At 69.0% G+C, this 15,880-nt stretch carries 21 protein-coding genes and 1 pseudogene; 11 read left to right on the forward strand and 11 right to left on the reverse strand.

All coding sequences use genetic code 11. From position 1 onward, the window contains the following. The first annotated feature begins 42 nt into the window (after window positions 1–42). The 4 genes from ACWD68_RS36830 (at window position 43) to ACWD68_RS36845 (ending at window position 1,645) form a co-directional block, all read left to right on the forward strand. Window positions 43–279, forward strand: coding sequence for a hypothetical protein (locus ACWD68_RS36830; RefSeq protein ID WP_451810822.1), 237 nt, complete (start codon window positions 43–45; stop codon window positions 277–279). Between the two features lie 173 nt (window positions 280–452). Beyond that, window positions 453–737 carry a C40 family peptidase gene (locus ACWD68_RS36835; protein WP_451810823.1) on the forward strand — a complete coding sequence of 95 codons (285 nt, stop codon included), beginning with the start codon at window positions 453–455 and terminating at the stop codon, window positions 735–737. Between the two features lie 225 nt (window positions 738–962). Then, the gene (locus ACWD68_RS36840; RefSeq protein WP_451810824.1) at window positions 963–1,262 is read left to right on the forward strand and encodes a type II toxin -antitoxin system TacA 1-like antitoxin; all 300 of its coding nucleotides are present in this window, start codon (window positions 963–965) and stop codon (window positions 1,260–1,262) included. Further along, entirely contained in the window at window positions 1,259–1,645 is a 387-nt protein-coding gene (locus ACWD68_RS36845) for a fic family toxin-antitoxin system, toxin component (protein ID WP_451810825.1), read from the forward strand. The genes ACWD68_RS36840 and ACWD68_RS36845 overlap by 4 nt, the downstream gene beginning before the upstream one ends. A gap of 557 nt (window positions 1,646–2,202) precedes the next feature. Here the strand turns inward: ACWD68_RS36845 and ACWD68_RS36850 are convergent. Then, window positions 2,203–2,655, reverse strand: a complete 453-nt coding sequence (locus ACWD68_RS36850) for a hypothetical protein (RefSeq protein WP_451810826.1) — start codon at window positions 2,653–2,655, stop codon at window positions 2,203–2,205. A 1,020-nt stretch (window positions 2,656–3,675) separates the two neighbouring features. Here ACWD68_RS36850 and ACWD68_RS36855 point away from each other — a divergent pair. Continuing rightward, entirely contained in the window at window positions 3,676–4,140 is a 465-nt protein-coding gene (locus tag ACWD68_RS36855) for a hypothetical protein (RefSeq protein WP_451810827.1), read from the forward strand. Between the two features lie 112 nt (window positions 4,141–4,252). On the opposite strand, the gene ACWD68_RS36860 is transcribed toward ACWD68_RS36855, so the two are convergent. The 4 genes and pseudogenes from ACWD68_RS36860 to ACWD68_RS36875 form a co-directional block, all read right to left on the reverse strand. Next, window positions 4,253–5,053, reverse strand: coding sequence for a response regulator transcription factor (locus tag ACWD68_RS36860; protein WP_451810828.1), 801 nt, complete (start codon window positions 5,051–5,053; stop codon window positions 4,253–4,255). A gap of 361 nt (window positions 5,054–5,414) precedes the next feature. Then, window positions 5,415–6,947 carry a CYTH and CHAD domain-containing protein gene (locus tag ACWD68_RS36865; RefSeq protein WP_451810829.1) on the reverse strand — a complete coding sequence of 511 codons (1,533 nt, stop codon included), beginning with the start codon at window positions 6,945–6,947 and terminating at the stop codon, window positions 5,415–5,417. Window positions 6,948–7,278: 331 nt separating this feature from the next. Continuing rightward, entirely contained in the window at window positions 7,279–7,425 is a 147-nt protein-coding gene (locus ACWD68_RS36870) for a hypothetical protein (protein ID WP_451810840.1), read from the reverse strand. 16 nt (window positions 7,426–7,441) lie between these two features. Beyond that, window positions 7,442–7,669: pseudogene (locus ACWD68_RS36875) on the reverse strand (hydrogenase subunit MbhD domain-containing protein); the annotation flags it as partial. A gap of 63 nt (window positions 7,670–7,732) precedes the next feature. Between ACWD68_RS36875 and ACWD68_RS36880 the strand changes: the two are divergent. The 4 genes from ACWD68_RS36880 (at window position 7,733) to ACWD68_RS36895 (ending at window position 10,651) form a co-directional block, all read left to right on the forward strand. Continuing rightward, window positions 7,733–8,044, forward strand: a complete 312-nt coding sequence (locus ACWD68_RS36880) for a hypothetical protein (RefSeq protein WP_451810830.1) — start codon at window positions 7,733–7,735, stop codon at window positions 8,042–8,044. A gap of 224 nt (window positions 8,045–8,268) precedes the next feature. Further along, window positions 8,269–9,234, forward strand: a complete 966-nt coding sequence (locus ACWD68_RS36885; protein ID WP_451810839.1) for an LLM class F420-dependent oxidoreductase — start codon at window positions 8,269–8,271, stop codon at window positions 9,232–9,234. A gap of 19 nt (window positions 9,235–9,253) precedes the next feature. Continuing rightward, window positions 9,254–9,925, forward strand: coding sequence for an HAD family hydrolase (locus ACWD68_RS36890; protein ID WP_451810831.1), 672 nt, complete (start codon window positions 9,254–9,256; stop codon window positions 9,923–9,925). Window positions 9,926–10,066: 141 nt separating this feature from the next. Next, complete coding sequence (locus tag ACWD68_RS36895; protein WP_451810841.1) at window positions 10,067–10,651, forward strand: hypothetical protein; 585 nt, start codon at window positions 10,067–10,069, stop codon at window positions 10,649–10,651. A 399-nt stretch (window positions 10,652–11,050) separates the two neighbouring features. On the opposite strand, the gene ACWD68_RS36900 is transcribed toward ACWD68_RS36895, so the two are convergent. Together ACWD68_RS36900 and ACWD68_RS36905 are read right to left on the reverse strand one after the other, a co-directional pair. Next, window positions 11,051–11,281, reverse strand: coding sequence for a hypothetical protein (locus ACWD68_RS36900; RefSeq protein WP_451810832.1), 231 nt, complete (start codon window positions 11,279–11,281; stop codon window positions 11,051–11,053). 289 nt (window positions 11,282–11,570) lie between these two features. Continuing rightward, window positions 11,571–12,146 (reverse strand): TetR/AcrR family transcriptional regulator, encoded by a 576-nt coding sequence (locus tag ACWD68_RS36905; protein WP_451810833.1) that lies wholly within the window; start codon window positions 12,144–12,146, stop codon window positions 11,571–11,573. A gap of 92 nt (window positions 12,147–12,238) precedes the next feature. Between ACWD68_RS36905 and ACWD68_RS36910 the strand changes: the two genes are divergently transcribed. Next, entirely contained in the window at window positions 12,239–13,069 is an 831-nt protein-coding gene (locus ACWD68_RS36910) for an oxidoreductase (protein WP_451810834.1), read from the forward strand. A 93-nt stretch (window positions 13,070–13,162) separates the two neighbouring features. On the opposite strand, the gene ACWD68_RS36915 is transcribed toward ACWD68_RS36910, so the two are convergent. Beyond that, entirely contained in the window at window positions 13,163–13,381 is a 219-nt protein-coding gene (locus ACWD68_RS36915) for a hypothetical protein (RefSeq protein WP_451810835.1), read from the reverse strand. Between the two features lie 360 nt (window positions 13,382–13,741). Here ACWD68_RS36915 and ACWD68_RS36920 point away from each other — a divergent pair, with 360 nt between their 5' ends. After that, window positions 13,742–13,882 (forward strand): hypothetical protein, encoded by a 141-nt coding sequence (locus ACWD68_RS36920; RefSeq protein WP_451810836.1) that lies wholly within the window; start codon window positions 13,742–13,744, stop codon window positions 13,880–13,882. Here ACWD68_RS36920 and ACWD68_RS36925 read toward each other — a convergent pair. The 3 genes from ACWD68_RS36925 to ACWD68_RS36935 all read right to left on the reverse strand — a co-directional run bounded on the left by ACWD68_RS36925 (window position 13,872) and on the right by ACWD68_RS36935 (window position 15,311). Next, window positions 13,872–14,123 carry a hypothetical protein gene (locus ACWD68_RS36925; RefSeq protein ID WP_451810837.1) on the reverse strand — a complete coding sequence of 84 codons (252 nt, stop codon included), beginning with the start codon at window positions 14,121–14,123 and terminating at the stop codon, window positions 13,872–13,874. The genes ACWD68_RS36920 and ACWD68_RS36925 overlap by 11 nt on opposite strands. Beyond that, window positions 14,120–14,377 carry a toxin-antitoxin system HicB family antitoxin gene (locus ACWD68_RS36930; protein WP_369481709.1) on the reverse strand — a complete coding sequence of 86 codons (258 nt, stop codon included), beginning with the start codon at window positions 14,375–14,377 and terminating at the stop codon, window positions 14,120–14,122. The genes ACWD68_RS36925 and ACWD68_RS36930 overlap by 4 nt, the downstream gene beginning before the upstream one ends. Before the next feature lie 190 nt (window positions 14,378–14,567). Continuing rightward, window positions 14,568–15,311, reverse strand: a complete 744-nt coding sequence (locus ACWD68_RS36935) for a helicase associated domain-containing protein (RefSeq protein ID WP_451810838.1) — start codon at window positions 15,309–15,311, stop codon at window positions 14,568–14,570. Window positions 15,312–15,880: the final 569 nt, after the last annotated feature.

Below are 15,880 nucleotides of genomic sequence, written 5' to 3' on the forward strand. Positions count from 1 at the left end.
CGGCCTGCTGTCGTCACCGAGAAACCTCCGCCGACCGCGCCGATGACGTCGCGCACCTCCCCGCGCGCAAATACCGCCCTGCTGGGCCGGACCGGGCATCGCGCACTGTCGGTCCCGGAACTGCCGCCCGGCCCCGGACAGGTATCAGAACTCGCAGCCGCCCGTGTCGCGGGACAGGCCAAGGTGCGTGATCCGGGCCCGCGGCGACATCACCTCGGCCAGTTGCCGGGCTTCCTGCTCATCGCGCACCACAACGTGCTGGAACTCCAGCTGCGGTGACAGGCAGACCAGTTCCGGGCAGGGACGCACGATCCCGTACAGGGCTCGCAGCCGCCCCGTCGTGAAGAGCGGGGATGCCCTACGCGAAGCTCGGGGACATTTGCGGTCTCTCGGGGGCTAGCCGAGCGGGAAGAGCGGCGCGAGCATCAGGCTTCGACTGCTCGGGACTGACCGTGTACGCCTACGCCTACGCCAAGGCCGGCATTCAACTGCCGCGCACCGCAGCCGCGCAGGCCGGGACCGGTCGGCGGATCCGGGCCGCTCTCGGCACCGGCGCACTCAAGGCCGGCGACCTCGTCTTTTTTGCCGACGCCTCCGGCCGCGACGCGACGATCTATCACGTCGGGATCTACCTGGGCAGCGGACAGATGATCAACGCCGCCCGCCCGGGCACCGTGGTCCGCCTGGACGCGGTCAACGCGATGCTCGGATATGCGGGAGGGGTCCGGCTGCTGTGATCACCTGCCCGTGCAGTTTCCGGTTGAAGATGGCGGTATCCACGTGACTTGTCGCCAACGTGTCAGTCCACCGGCTTCCCTGACAGTTGCGGTCCGTACAGGATCGCGGTCGTCAGCAGGGTTCGAGGTCCAGGCTCGCTCAGCGACAGAGCACGGGTGCCCTTCTGTGTCGCCCCCTGTCTGGGCTCTGGCCCGACCTGTGGTACCGGCGGTACCATCGGTACCATGCCACCTATCAAAGCCATGAACCTACGTTTTCCCGATCCGGACCAGCGTGCCGCGATCGAGGCTGCCGCGAAGCAGGAGGGCGTCAGCTTGCAGGAGTACATCCTGTCCGCCGCCTACGCTCGCGCCACTGCCGTGCAAGAGCGCTTCCTCGACGGGTTCAGGGAATCGATGTCCCGCAGTAGCGACGCGTTTGCCGAGGAGGCCGGCTCAGCCGATCCCGGCACGGAGCAGCGCGCCGCGGAGTTGGAGGCGCGGCGCGGTCTTGAGGAGCAGCGGGAGCGGGGCCACGCCGCGTGACGCAGAACGATCCGCTCCAGCCGCTCGAGGTGCCCTTCCTGCTGCATGCCGCGCAGTTGCTGCCCGGTGATCCGCAGGTCGACGACTACGGCCCGCTCTACGCGGCCGTCGCCCGGGTCAACGCCCGGGCCATGGATCGCGACATCTACGGCTCTGTGTACCTCAGAGGGGCCGCGCTGCTCCAGACACTGGTGAAGTTGCCGTGTCTGGAGCACTCCAATGAGGCTTTCGCCTGGCACTGTGCGGAGGCGTACCTGGCCCTGAACGGGTGTCGGCTCGACTACCCGCCCAAGGAGGCGGTCTCTCTGGTGCGGGACGCCGCTTCCGGCGTGATGGGTGTTGGCCTGATCGGCCGCCAGTTGCGTGCATGGACTGTTTCCTGACCCGCCTGGTGTGTTGAGCGCGCGCCTCTTGGCGTTCGGCGTCAGCGGTGCTCAACGCTGATCGTGGCGGCAGGGGGACGTCGGTCCCTTGCAGACGGCCGCTGTTGGGCGGTACAGGCATCGGGGCTGCTCTCCCGCATGGCGATACGGGCCATGCCATCCGCGCTGGCCGCCGCACGCTGTCCGTCCGGCCCTGGCTGGAAAGACGCACCCCAACCTCCCCACCCGTGCCCGCCAGGCGCTGAACACACCACGGCAACACCTCTCCCCTCACGAACTGTCACCGCTGTGCCCCGTCCGCGGCCGCTCTGGAGGGCGCGCGGGCCTGACGGACGGGAGGCAGATCCGGCGACGGTTCAGCTGCGGGCCGCTGCCCGAGCCCTGCGCCTGTTTCTCGACGATCTGCCAGCGGTGTACCTGATCGCACGAGCGGCATCGTGCACAGGTGCCGACGGAGGGATCAGTCAGCGGCGGCCAGCCTGTGCCACCAGTGACCGCACCCGTTGGAGCAGAGCCGCTTCCCATCGAACAAGCGGCGCTTCGCCGCGGAGTCAAGGTCAGTGGAACCATGCAACGAGTCGCACATTGTCTGCTCCGTGGAGTTCGCTGAGTGTCCGCATCACGCTCCAGACCGGCCCCCAATGGGTTTTGTCTCCGGCGACCGATTCTCGGCTTCGCGTACCAGAACTGTCTGCCTCCTGCCAGTCGGTGGAGGCAAGCTCGGCCCAGGTGATCCATGTTGTGCCGTGGACGTCAGGAGGTCCGCCGTACGCGGCGTATTTGGTCTGCAGGCCCTCGGACGCGTCGCTCGGAAAGTCGCGGCCTTCGGCCAGAGGGCGGAAGCCGAAGGAGTTCCGGATACCGAAGAGGCAGGCGAGGGCGTCGTAGGCATTGCCGTTGTTAAGCAGGAAGAGGTCGATGGCAGCGTGCCACACGGAGTCCTCGTCGTCGGGGCCCCAGAGGCGGGCACCTGGTCGACACTCGATCATCCCGCTGACTTCGGTAGACATGCGGGCATGCTGCCCGCACGGCCCATGAGTCGGCACCTGCTTTTCCTCTGCCCCGCCTCGCCATCAGTTCCAGCGGCCGCCTCAGGCGCTCGTGCCGGAGACGATGCCAGCGATGCGGTGGAGGGCGATCTGATACGCCTCGGCGTTGCCCCCGCCCCCGCGGGTAAGAAGCCAGCCCGCCACCCTGGCCGCCAACTCAAGTGCTCAGCCCCGGCAAGTCAATGGCTCACTTGCCAGGTGAAGCGCTCAGTCAAATCCCCGGCAGGGATTCGAACTTTGCTGTTGGGAGGGGGCCGACCACACTGGTGACGGCCCCGGGGTGCCGGAAGACGGCCACCGCCTCCCGCACCGCTCGCGTCACCCCGGCAGACCGAAGAGCGGGGCCGGGGACGGCGACGGGTGCGCGAAGGGAGGGCAGCGGGCTTCTGACCGCTCGCGCCGTGCCGACCAACCGGCGGCCAGCGACCAACGAGCGCGGTCCGCCTGGGCCGTGCTGGTGCGGCTGAACTGGGCGCGCGGCGAGCCGGCAGCAGCCCTTGAGGCAGCCGTTGGAGCGAGGGCCGCCCGCGCGCCGCCATCGCCTCGTTCGACGGCGTGTGCGTACAGGGCGACAGCCGCGCTGTAGCGGCGGCGTGTAGGCAGGGCGGTTCGGCCGAGGGCCCCGGTGGTGGGCTTGTCGGCTGTGGGGGTGGGGTGGTCAGACGGCTTGGTCCACGATGTTGATGGCGTCTTCGTCGGCTGACCGGCGCTTCGCGCCTCCAGACCGAGGATCGCATTCCCGCCCGGCCTGAACGCCGGGATTCCCCGCGAAGAACAAGGGATGGACCAGGCGCCCGCCGCCGCGCCGCTGACCCTGCCGGCCCGCACCGCCCGCTTGTGCCTCTGGCCGCACACACCGGCTTCGGCTCCAAGCACAGCACCGACATGTCCATAGGAAGCTCTTCCCATAGTCGGTCTGGTGGTGCGCAGCAATGCTTCTCGGCAGGCGGCTACCTCATAAGTCGTCAGAGAGGAACAGACATGTTGAAAACCCTGAAGGCCCTGGTGATCACCCTGTTGGCAGTGGCAGCCCTTGCCCTTCCCACCGCCGGTTTCGGTGGAGTCGCCAGCGCGGCCTCCCAACAGACAGCCGAAACGGGCGCCGTCACTGCTGTGCCCGTCTACCGCTTCGTACCGGTGCGGTTGACTTGCATCGACTTCGACGACCCCTGGCCGGACTGGAGGGACGAAATCAACCTCTACTACGGCGATCAGGTGTTCTTCGACTACTTCCCCGCTGGCCACGTGGCCTATCCCCCGCCCACGACGTTTACGGGCGTCTCGCTGAAGGTCGACATGTGGGAGATGGACAACGGGTGGGAAAACTCAGACGACCTCGGCACCATCTGGGTGACGTCCACCGACCTCGGTCAGGAGCAGAGCCAGCACTTCGCCGGTAACGGCTGGGACTACGAACTTGTCTATCGAGTCGAACTCGTCCCGTGACGATTTCACCCCGGCTCGGCGCCCGAGACCGAGATTCTCGTCGTGCCGACTGCGCCGAGGAGGTGCTGCACGTCAGCCCCTCCTCGGTCGTGCGCCGAAGGAAAGCGTCCCGTCACTCAGGCCGAGCCGCAACCAGACGCAACTGCTGGGCCACGAGCACTGTGCTCAACCGATCGTGCGTCCCAAGCTTGCGGTAGATGCTCTCCAGGTGGCGCTTCACCGTGTGAGCCGAGATGGCCAAGCGCCTACCGATGGCAGCAGCAGTCAGGCCTTCCGCCAGGAGACCGACCACCACAACCTCCCTGGGTGTGATGCCATGACGGGCAGCAGCCCCACATACATCGATCGTGTCGCCTTCGCCGAATGTACGATGCGCCAAGCAGCGCAGTTCTCGTACATGCCGGTCCGCGCCGGTCAACAGAGGCTGAATACGCCGCGCAAACTCCACTTCCGCCTTGGTGAAATCACAGCCGGGACGACCGAGGATGAACCCCCGGATGAGACCCCGCGGAGTGAAGAACGGGAGCGTCATCTGCCGTGTCGTCCCGTAAATCTCATAGGCCTCTTGGAAGGCCTCGGACGCATGCCAAGCACGGCGGTCAGAAATCTCATCGGCGGTCACCGGCAGACGCTCACCCCTCGCCGTGTATAGGAACAGCGGATGCCCCTGCTCCATCCGTCGGGGAACCAGCTCCTGCAAAGGAGTACGCCCCACCCACTCCGGCGCCCAGGCCTGGGCACTGCCCGTCCTACTGCGTGAGTCCAGATCAAGGAAAATCGTCGTTGTCGCGCCCAACGCAGCGATGACATGCTCACCGACCTGCCGCCACATCATCTGCGGATCACGGCTCTCCACGATCGCGACAGCGAGATCCAGCATGTGCCCATACGCGCGCGCCGAAAAATCTCCCATACTCAAAGCATCCGGCCGCGCTCGGCGCGACACTGCCACCTCCACAGCAATGGCCCAAACCCGCGCCCCGCCTTGGAGCTCAGCGCCAAGGGGTCGAAAAGGCCAGTGCGGCAGCGCGTGGAGCATCAGGCCCGGGAATCCGGGCGGTTGGAGCAACACGGGTCTCGATTCCGTGATGGGTTCGGGTCGGGTCAGGAGACGCGCAGCAGGGTGGTGGCGGGGCGGATCGGTGCATCCGCGTCGTCTCGCGCGCGAAGTGACGTGCCGCGAATCAGTGAGATCGGCTACGTGTGTGAGTGCGCCCCAGCCGGCGCTCCCCTGGCCCGCTTGCGGGGGCGTGCTGGGGCACCGTCTGCACTCCTCAGGGCCGGAGGGGTTTCCTCCGTACTGCCGCGCGGGTCTTGGCCCAGGCACGCGGAAGCTGTCGCTCCCGGGCGTTGGCCGCGGCCCCCTCGTGGCCGTGCAGGACGCCCCAGGTGAAGCCGGGCTCCCCCGCCGCGTGGGCGAGGACCGCGAGCCGGCGCAGCGCGTCACGCGTCACCACACTGTCGTGCTGGGCTCCGCTCACCCGCTGCACAGTCTTGGCGCGCTTACCAAGACGCCGTGCGGGCTTGCCTAGGGCCGGGCGGGCCGCCTCTGCGGCATAACGGAGCCTCTTGGCGGCCTTGCGGGCGTTGTGGATCGCGCTGTCGCGCTCGGGGCCCGGCACCATGTCGAGCGCTGGCTCCATGCGCCCGGCGAGGCGGCGGTACTCCTTCCGGAGTGCCTTGCCGAGGACCTTCCCGGGTTTGCCAGCCGCCTTGGCGGCGTCCAGCGGTGGCGTTTCGGTGAGCGATTTAAGCTGCTCCAGCAGGTTCAGGTAGCGGGGGGAAGTGAGCGCATCGAGCGTGCGGCGGCGGGCCTCGGTCCGCTGCTCCACGTCCCAAGCCTTGAGCCGTGCCTCGACCGGGCCCAGGACCAGCTCGCCGGGCAGTTCCCTCACGCCCGAGGTGAGCCGCTCGCGGAGCACTTCGTGGTCGCGTTCCACGCCGAGTTCGTTGGCGAGCCACTTCAGATCGCGCCGGATGGGGTCGGTGGCCTTTCTGTCCAGGACGGAGCGGTAGGAGCGCAGGCAGCCGCGCAGGCGGCGCGCTGTGGTGCGCATCTGGTGGACGGAGTCGGGCGCGTCGCGACGGATTGCGGGGTCAAGGTCTGTGAGAGCACTGACGAGTCGGTCCATGTAGGCGAGCACGTATGCGCCAGCCGATCCCGGGACGGCGTCGGCGCGCGTACCCGGCGCGTCTTCCAGGAGCAACCTTGCTTCCGTCAAGGCGTGTACCACCTTGGACGGGCTCTGCGCCCGGTCGAGACCGTGTTGGCGCAGTACCCTCTCGACGCCGTCTAGGAGGGCCGGGTCGCCGCCCTCGACGATTTCGACCTCTACCTCCGACCAGGCCGCGCCTCCTCCGTCGAGGAGCGCCTCGGCAGACATCTCGTCCATGCTCAGCTCTGCCAGGACGTCGCCTTCCACATCGAGGAGATGATGCAGGGAGCGGCTGGAGCGGATCCGAATCACGGGCCGCAGCGCAGCGCCGCGGGTGCGGGAGAGCACGAGATCCCGCAGCTCCTCAGGAACGTCCTCCGACTTCACAGGGGCCTGGATCTCCTCGCGACTGTCGCCCGGGAGGGGAAGTTTCAGGTGCCAGCCGGCATCGGTGCCACCCGTCCTGCGCAGTAGGGAGGCATGGGTGCGAGTCAGTCGCAGGTCGTCACTGTCGTAGTAGATGGCGTCCAGTTCCTGCGTCCCCTGGTCCACTACGGTGGCGACCGGGCCCGCGCCAACGAGGTCGGGCAGCCAGGAGATGTCGGCGTCGGGCGCCGCATATGTGCGTTCTGTCTCTCGCGTACGAGCCATGTCAATCGCGTAGCCCATTCACGGGATTTGAACCCTTGGGCGACCACCTGTGTGCTTTTGACCGCAAGTCGTCCGGCGACCACACGGAGCAGGGGCGGTCAGTCCAGGTCGGCGAGCCGAACCGAGCGACCTGCTCAGCGCCTCCTATCCCTTTGCCGCGGCTTCGCCGGTCATGCGCAGCCTGGAGCTGGAGGCCGAGGGCCTGCGCTGGGCCCATGCGCCGTCCGTCCTTGGATCGCTACGAGACACCCTTTCGGTTGTCGGGATCGGGGAGTCGTCGCTCGTTACCCGGGGCGGACTAGGTGCGCGGCCCCGGCTGGCGCCCCTTCGCTCAGCGAGCGCCGCGCGCGCGGCACGCTTGGCCGTAGGGGTGGCTGTCCCCGCCGAAGCCGGGCAGCCGCAGGCAGGCGGCCGTGAACAGGGCGGCGAAGCCCAGCGCGCCCACGGCCAGGATCCACATCCGTGTCCGGCGGCTCATCGCTCACCCTCCTGCGGCGCCGCCCGCGGCGCCGCACCTTGCGCACGGGCAGCAGGATCGGCAAGGGGGTGAGCGCCGAGCCGACCGCGAGCTGCGACAGGGCGACGTCCGGCGCCTGCAGGACGGTGAACAGCACCGCAAGCACCGGGAGGGGCGCGCCCGACGGGAACCGGTGGCGGTGTGGTCCCCGCGCGGGACCGCTGGCGCCGGACCTGGCGCGGAGCGGTCCGGCGATCACCTGCATTTTCACGAACGAGAGGGGTACTCGCGCGTCACGCCACACCCGCGCGAGGAAATGGAGGACGCCGTGAGCGAGCCCCGCCCGCAGGGCCCCGGGACCGGCGAGGGGCCAATGCCGAAGCCTGTACCCAAGGACCTGCCCGATCAACAGGCCGCACCCGACGAGGACCCCCTGGACGTCGTAGGCGAACCCGGACAGTCGGCCCAGAGCCGCCGGACCGGCGCGGAGCGCCGTGGCGCGGAAGGCGAAGCCGAGAACTCGGAGAAGCCCGACGCAGAGGTCCCCGACGCGGACGAGGCGGGCACCGGCCCCAGGGGAGCCCCGCACTCCGGCAGCTCCCGCCCCGAGCACCCGGTGCCGGACGAACCGACGGACTGACACCCTCACGCTCCGCGGACGCTCGGGCGGGTGACGCGGGCAGCGAGGGCCCACGGGCCGGGGCGAGGTCCTGTACCGGCGACCGAACGCCACCGACTGGGAGCCGCCGGACTTGGGGACGGTCACGGGGCGCCGTCGTGCGTGGGCTCAGCGCTGTCGTACGCGGGCTCACCGCCCCGCACGCCGAACGCCCCGTCAACGTCCCCACGAAGGAGAAGAGCGACATGGTGCAGATCGGGTACACGATGATGACCGAGCAGGCCGGCCCGCGCGAACTCGTCGACCACGTGGTACGCGCCGAACGGGCCGGATTCGACTTCTCCGTCACGTCCGACCACTACTTCCCCTGGCTGGGCTCCCAGGGCCACGCCTCGTACGCCTGGAGCGTGCTCGGCGCGGCCGCGCAAGCCACTGAACGCATCCCGCTGATGACGTACGTGACCTGCCCGACGATCCGCTACCACCCGGCGGTCGTCGCTCAGAAGGCCGCCACCCTGCAACTCCTGTCCCAGGGGCGCTTCCGCCTCGGACTCGGCTCCGGAGAGAACCTCAACGAGCACGTGGTGGGCGATGGATGGCCCGCGGCCCACGTCCGTCTCGACATGCTGGAAGAAGCCGTGTTGATCATCCGGGCTCTCTTCGACGGAGGTAACGTCAACCATCACGGCGCCCACTTCGACGTGGAGAACGCCCGGCTCTTCGATCTGCCGGACACTCCACCGCCGATCGGCGTCGCCGTCTCAGGCGACCACTCGTGCGAGATCGCCGGTCACCTCGCCGACCTCCTGATCGCCACGGAACCCGAACCGGAACTGATCTCCTCGTTCGACCGGCACGGCGGAGCCGGCAAGCCCAAGATCGGCCAGCTTCCCGTCTGTTACGACACCGACCGGGACGCGGCGATCAAGCGTGCCCACGACCAATTCCGCTGGTTCGGCGGCGGCTGGCCAGTCAACTCCGAACTGCCCGGCCCGGACTCCTTCGCGAGCGCCACCCGCTTCGTACGCCCCGAGGACGTGGCCGACTCCATACCCTGCGGCGACGACGTGGAGAGCGTGGTCGAGGCCGTACGGCCGTTCGTCGACGCGGGGTTCACCGAAGTCGCGCTGGTCCAAATCGGCGGGGGCCACCAAGAGCCCTTCACGGACTGGGCCGAGCGGAAGCTGCTTCCCGCCCTCCGCGACCAGTGAGAGCACGAGGACACCAGCGATGAGCACGAAGCGCGCCGCGATCTTCGACGTCGACGGAACCCTGGTCGACACCAATCATCTGCACGTCGTCACCTGGTGGGAGGCGTTCCGGCAGGCCGGACACCGTGTTCCCATGCGCGAGGTGCACCGGGCCGTCGGCCTCGCCAGCGACGACCTCATCGAGCACCTGCTCGGCAAGGACCGCGACCCCAAGGACGACGGACAGCTCAAAGCCGCCCACCACGCCCTCTACGCCACCTTCTTCGACCGGCTGCCCGCGCTGGAGGACGCGGGCGAACTGCTGCGCACGCTGGCCGGGCGCGGCTGGGAGATCGTCCTCGCGACCTCAGCGGGCGGCGCGGAGCTCTCCGCGCTGCGCCGCGCCATCGACGCCGACGACGTCATTCTCGGGGCGGCGAGCGCAGACGACGTCCGCTCGGGCAAACCCGCCCCCGACCCCGTCGCGCGGGCCAGGGAGCTCGCGGGCGTCCCGAGCGGACGGGCCGTATTCGTCGGCGACACCGTCTGGGACATGAAGGCCGCCGCACGGGACGGGGTGATGTCCGTGGCGGTGCTGTCCGGCGGTATCCCACGGGCCGACCTGGAGGAGGCGGGCGCCGACGCGGTCCACAGGGACGTCGCGCACCTCCTCGACCACCTGGACACCAGCGTCTTCGCCGACCGGGAATGACAGCACCTGCCCTGGACTGCCGGGTCCGGGGTACCCGGGCTCGGCCTCGCGATCAGCGCACCTCTGTTCAACCTGCTCTCCGACCACTGGGACCACCGCCGCATCCCCGCAGTCGCCGGCGTCCTGCTGCAGGCAGCATCCGTGGGCCTGCTCATCTACCTGCCCAAGGCGACCAACAGCGTTTCCGTGGTATGCGTTGGCCTCTTCGCCGACGCCCACATGCTCGGCTTCACCCTCGCCGGAGAATCCATCTCCGGCGCCCTCGTCGGCAGCTCCGCCGCGATCGTCAACGGCATCTGCTTCCAGCTTGGCCGCGCTGGTGTCGTCGGCCAGATCGTGGAGCTCACAGTCCATCGCCAGCACCGTGTCGGCCCACTGCAGCATCCGAAGGTTGACCCGGACGGCACGGTGTTCCCCTCAGACTCTCCCCTGGGCGGCAGTTCATGGTGGTCGAGGCCGCCAGCGGCCTGCGCAGGACCAACGTGCCCATGGAACGCGCAGTGGAGCGCACCGTGCCGACCGTCCGCTACGCCCATCCGGAGCTATTGCATGCCTGCACAGTTCGTTCGGTCTGCTGGAGCGCACCGTCCACAGCCCGTCGGGAACGTCATCCAGGTGCGCGTGTCCAGCTCCGGAGAGGTCCTGCTGAACATGTTGCCAATGACGACGGCACTGCCGGCGGAGGCCAGACGACTCTGCGAGGAGCGCCGCGCCAGCCATCAGTAGGGCACACGCGGGAAGGCCGGCAGCGAGCCGGAAGGGGTACGTCGGGTAGCTCGGGCTGCGGTGTTCTGCGCAGGATCGTGAAGTGGTCGTCACCGCGTACGGAAGAGACGTGCTCGTACTCGTCGAGGAAGCCGCTGATCTCCGTCGTTCCGCTGTGCAGCAAAGCGCAGCCCGGTGAGGTCGATGAGGGTGCCGAGTCGGGGCGCGGTCTCGCTCTCGTTGACCACTTGGTTGGCCCGTGCCCTAGATTCGATGCCTGGAGCGACATGCCGCGCAGCGTTCGGCAGTAGGTGACGTGGTCGTCTGCCTCGTTGGCGAGTTTGAGCGCGTTCACGTAGTAGGTCTGGCCGAGGCCGTGGGCCTTTTTGGAAACGCGTTCTGTCGCTGGTGGTGCGCTGGTCACCGCTGCTCCAAGGGCCCCTGACTCCCGAACAGCGCGACCTTTACGACTCCTGCTCCCGCGCACGCGGGGATGGTTCCCGGGATCGGCGCGGTCGGCGGTGGCCCGCGCAGCCTGCCGACGAACTCCCCTTCCAGCTCATGGCCTTCCTCGACGACGCGCACCGGCTGGGACTGCTCAGAACGGTCGGGCCCGTCTACCAGTTCCGGCACGCCGAGCTGCAGGACCATCTCGCACCACCGCTCCTGCCGCCCGCGCCCCAAGGCGATCCCGAACCGGCCCCTGCCGCTCAGCCGTGGTGGCGCTCCGCGCTGGAGCTGATGGCCAGCGGGCTCGTCGGAGCAGCAATCGTATGGTTCTGGAACTTCGCTGGCCCTTCCGTGTCCAGCCACGTCCTGGCTTTGTTCACGAGTTGCGGCAGCGGATATACGCGACTTTGAACAGCGCCCTGGCGCGGCCGTGTTCGATGTTCACGAGATCCGACAGCACCGTGTGACCCGTTGTCCGAGGCTTCTTGCGTCAGTTCCCTGCTTCCCGGGTGCGGGTGGTCAGCCCGGGCGTGACAAGGGCGAGCCAGCGGGCGCGGGCCGCCGGTGGCTGGTCGGTGGGCGCGGTGGAGAACAGCAGGTAGATGTCGCTGACGGTGACGTCGGGGTGGATGTCACCGTCAGCCTGGCCGACTTGGATGAGGGCGGCGACAGCGGCACCGGCACGGTCCTCATCAGCGCGGTCACCCGGCTCCGCATCCAGGGTCTGGGCAGCGGCCTTGACGGCGCGGTCGGTCACAGACGCCTCGACGACGCGCCCGAGGAACGCGGTCAGCTCGTCCACAGCGTGGGCACCGGCCCCGACGCGACCGAGCGCGGTCTCGGCGTCGTCGGCGACGCGGGCGACGTATGCGGCGACGACCGCCGCGACCAGGTCCGTCTTGGTGGGGAAATGCCGGTACAGGGTGCCCACTGCCACGCCCGCCGCGGCGGCGATCTCGTCCATGCCTACCTCGGGGCCGTGCGCGGTGATCTGCTCGCCGGCGGCGGCCAGGATCTTCTTACGGTTGCGGACCGCGTCGGCGCGCGGCGCCCTGGCTGGGGTCACGGGAGGTGCCTGCCCTTCCACTTGCATCAAGGTGAACCTGGGTTCAATATAGATGGTGAACCACAGTTCATCTTATCCGTGAGGACTCCGCCATGCCCGCTAAGACCGCCCTCGTCACCGGTGCCTCCTCCGGCATCGGCGAGGCCACCGCCTTCAAACTCCACGAGCTCGGCTACACCGTCTACGGGGCCGCCCGCCGCACCGACCGGCTGCAGAAACTGGCCGACCGCGGCATCCGGCCGCTGGCGATGGACGTCACCGACGACGATTCGATGCGCGCCGGCATCGAGAAGATCACCGCCGAGACCGGCCGCATCGACGTGCTGGTCAACAACGCCGGCTACGGCTCCTACGGCGCTCTCGAAGACGTCCCCCTGGACGAGGCCCGCTACCAGTTCGAGGTCAACGTCTTCGGTGCGATCCGCCTGACCCAGCTCGCTCTGCCCCGCATGCGAGCCCAGCGATCCGGCACCGTCGTCAACGTCACCTCGATGGGCGGCAAGATCTACACCCCGCTCGGCGGCTGGTACCACGGCACCAAGTTCGCCCTGGAAGCCCTCAGCGACTGCCTGCGGCTGGAGGCCAAGCCCTTCGGTGTCGACGTTGTCGTGATCGAACCCGGCGGCATCGCCACCGAGTGGGGCGGTATCGCCGCCGACAAGCTGGAGAAGTCCTCCGCCGACGGCGCCTACGCCGCGCAGGCCACCGCCGTGGCCTCCTCCCTGCGCTCCGAGGCCAACGCCAAGCGCAACTCCCCGCCCCAGGTCATCGCCGACGCCATAGGCAAAGCCGTCACCGCCCGCCGCCCCAAGACCCGCTACGCCACCGGCTTCGGCGCCCGCCCCCTGATCGCCCTGCGCCGCATCCTGCCCGACCGCGCCTTCGACACCGTCATCACCCGCGCCGTCGGCATGCCCCGCTAAACCGTCCGGGAGACACTCGCGACGCGCAGGGCGCTGTCGGATCCCGTGAACTGTTCGATTCGCCGCAACCGCCCAGGTGCCTCCCGAACTCGCCTACCAGTGCTGCCGTGACTCGTGAACGAAGCCACCGGCAGCGTGGGAGTTACGGACCAGGTGCGCGATGGCGTAGGAGCCCAGCGGGGCATCGTCGGCGGCCAGGCTGCTGGCCGGATGCGGGGCGGGCAGCTGCCGGTAGGCGCCCTCCCCGCGAGCCTGCTCGATCGTCTCGAAGAGAGGCAGAAGGTAGGCGCCGTTGAAGGCCTGCGTGCTCATGCCCGCACGGTAGAACGCAGACCCGGGCAAGAGGTATCCATTTCCATCTCGATGATGGTGCAGGCGACGCCTGCCGTCACCGCCGCGTCCATCACGCGGACCGCCTTCCTCGACCCGAAGTCGGCGCGTAGCTGCGCGGCGAGGCGGCCGCCCTTCTCGCCAACTCCCACCGTCCTTCCAGCACGTCGGCGGGCTACTACCGCTGACGGGTGCGGAGGCGTGGGCATAGAACGCGCCGAGGGCCATGCCCAGACGGCGCCCCAGGTCCGCCAGACAGGAAGGTAGGGCGCTCGGTCGGGGCAAGGGTGGCACCAGTCATGCGCAAAGCGGGTGCCACGGCGGGGCGGGAACCTGGTGGAAGTGCGGTTCGCGCTGCATGAAGTGGCGCAGCGCTCGATGCAGTTCGTCAAGCAGCTGGGTGTCGGCCAGCTCTGCCGGATCTCCCTGAAGCCGGTCGAGCTGTCGGCCGGTCTTGGCGCGCCCGTGTGCGTTAGACCGTGATGGCGAAGACCCACAGGTGGGGGTCGGGGCCGGGGATGATCACGTAGTGGACGATGGCGGTGCGGGTCGTAATGACGCGTACCGCCTCGTCCATGCCGTCGTACTTGTCGGCCTGCGGCCAGGACCAGGGGTCGGCGCATGCGCGGATCACCGCGTCGTGGAGCTCTTCCTTGGCCGGGCCGGGCAGGTTCCTGATGGTCTCGCCGATGTGCGCGGCGAACCGGGCGGGGATTGCCGTCACGCGCCGAAGACCTCGTCCATGGTCATGGAGCCGGTCTCGGACCGGCCGCCGGCGATCCACTTCTGGTAGGCGACGCGGGCGTGCATGCGCGCGCGGGCTTCCCGCAGGTCTTCGGGGCCGTCCGCGGCGGCCTGGTCGGCTTCGAGGACGCCGGTGACGTAGTCGTTGAGGGACATTCCGGCGCGCTGCGCCGAGGCGCGCACCTTGTCGGCCAACTCCTGGTCGACGCGCGTGTTGAGCTGTGCGATTCCCATAGCAGCGATGTTAGCGATTTGCTAGCAGGCGGGGAAGGGGGCTGTCGGGTGACACGACTGCGGGCGCCGAGCTGCTTCGGTGCCGCCTGGCCTTCTACCGGCCCGCAGGGGCCGAGGCGGAACCGTCGCAGAGTGGGACCTCATGGTGTCTCTCCGTTCCCGGCGGAGCGAGGCGAGGGTTGGCGTGTGCCTATGCCACGGCGGCCGGGACGGCGCCCTCGGTCGTCCAGTCGCCGTCGAAGAGCGTGGCGACCAGGCGGGCGTGAGCTTCGGGAAGCTGGCCGTCGCGGTGTTTGGTGCGGGCTTTGGCGAGCCAGGCGCCGAGCCGGATGGTGTCGCCGTCGACGACGATCTCCTCCCGGGAGGCGGGGGCGCGGCCTTCGCGGTGGAGGAAGAGTTCCAGGAGCTGGACGGTCTGTTCGAAGGTGCGGCGGGTGCGGCGGGCGGAGGTGAGCGGGTTGGTCTGGGGGGTGAGGCTGAGGGCGGTCATCAGGTGCTGCTGGCCGAGGGTGGGCCAGGTGGTGAGCTGGCGGTTCAGCCAGGAGCCGATCTTCACCCCGGCGAGGACGGTGTCGGGGGTGAGGGTGGCGGGGTCGGCGCCGGTGGCGAGGTGGGCGCGCAGCAGGTGGTATTTGCGGTGCCAGTCCGCGCCGTGGGGCAGGCGCCAGTCGGGGGCGAGGGCGGTGAGGGCGTCGGCGCGGACTGGGTCGAGTTGGTTCTTGGCGGCGAGGTGGCGTTGTTCGGCGAGCCATGCGCCGACGGGGGTGGTGGCGGGGGCGGCGAGGTGCTGGTGGGCGCGGTGGTAGTCGGTGGCTGCGGTGAGGCGGGCGCGCCAGTCGTATCGACACCGGAGCCACGGTGGTGGACCACAGGGCCGACATCTTGCCCGCGCTGATACGCAGCCCGGCCGCGTTCTCCCGGTGGGGCACCGCACGGCGCGGCCCGACCGGCTTCCTCTGCAACGACCCGACGGCCGCCACGGCGGGCGCCTCACCGATGCCGTCTGGGCGCACGAGGCGGCAACAGCGGGGCCACACGTTCCCACAGGTCATCAGGCACAAGATCAGCGGACACCCATCGAATCCTGCCGACACAACACCCAACTGCCAAGCCCCACAACAAAATTCATTCTGAAACGATCAGTAGGCACCTGCTCCAACTCTTGGGCACGGAGACGAGCTAGGCCGACCGCCGAGCGTCAGGCAGGGCGAGCGGCTCGTGGTGATGCCAAAGCAGATGGCGGTCTCCGCGGCGCAGTTCTGCGTCTCCCCACTCAAGGCGCATGACCCCGGTACCCATGGCGCACGCGTAGGCCAGGAGTACCAGGCCGGCGTCCGGGTCGAGCTGACCCAGGTCTTTGTGGAACTCCTGCTCTTGCAGCTCCTCAAGCCCGAGATCCAACTCCCCCTGAGGTTCCCCCTGCCGGCCGGACAGCTTGATACTGGGACGGATGGTCCCGGAGGAAGCAGTCACAGGTAGTGAGTAGCAAGAGCAACATGAGTA

It is taken from the genome of Streptomyces sp. NPDC005141 (assembly GCF_053599975.1).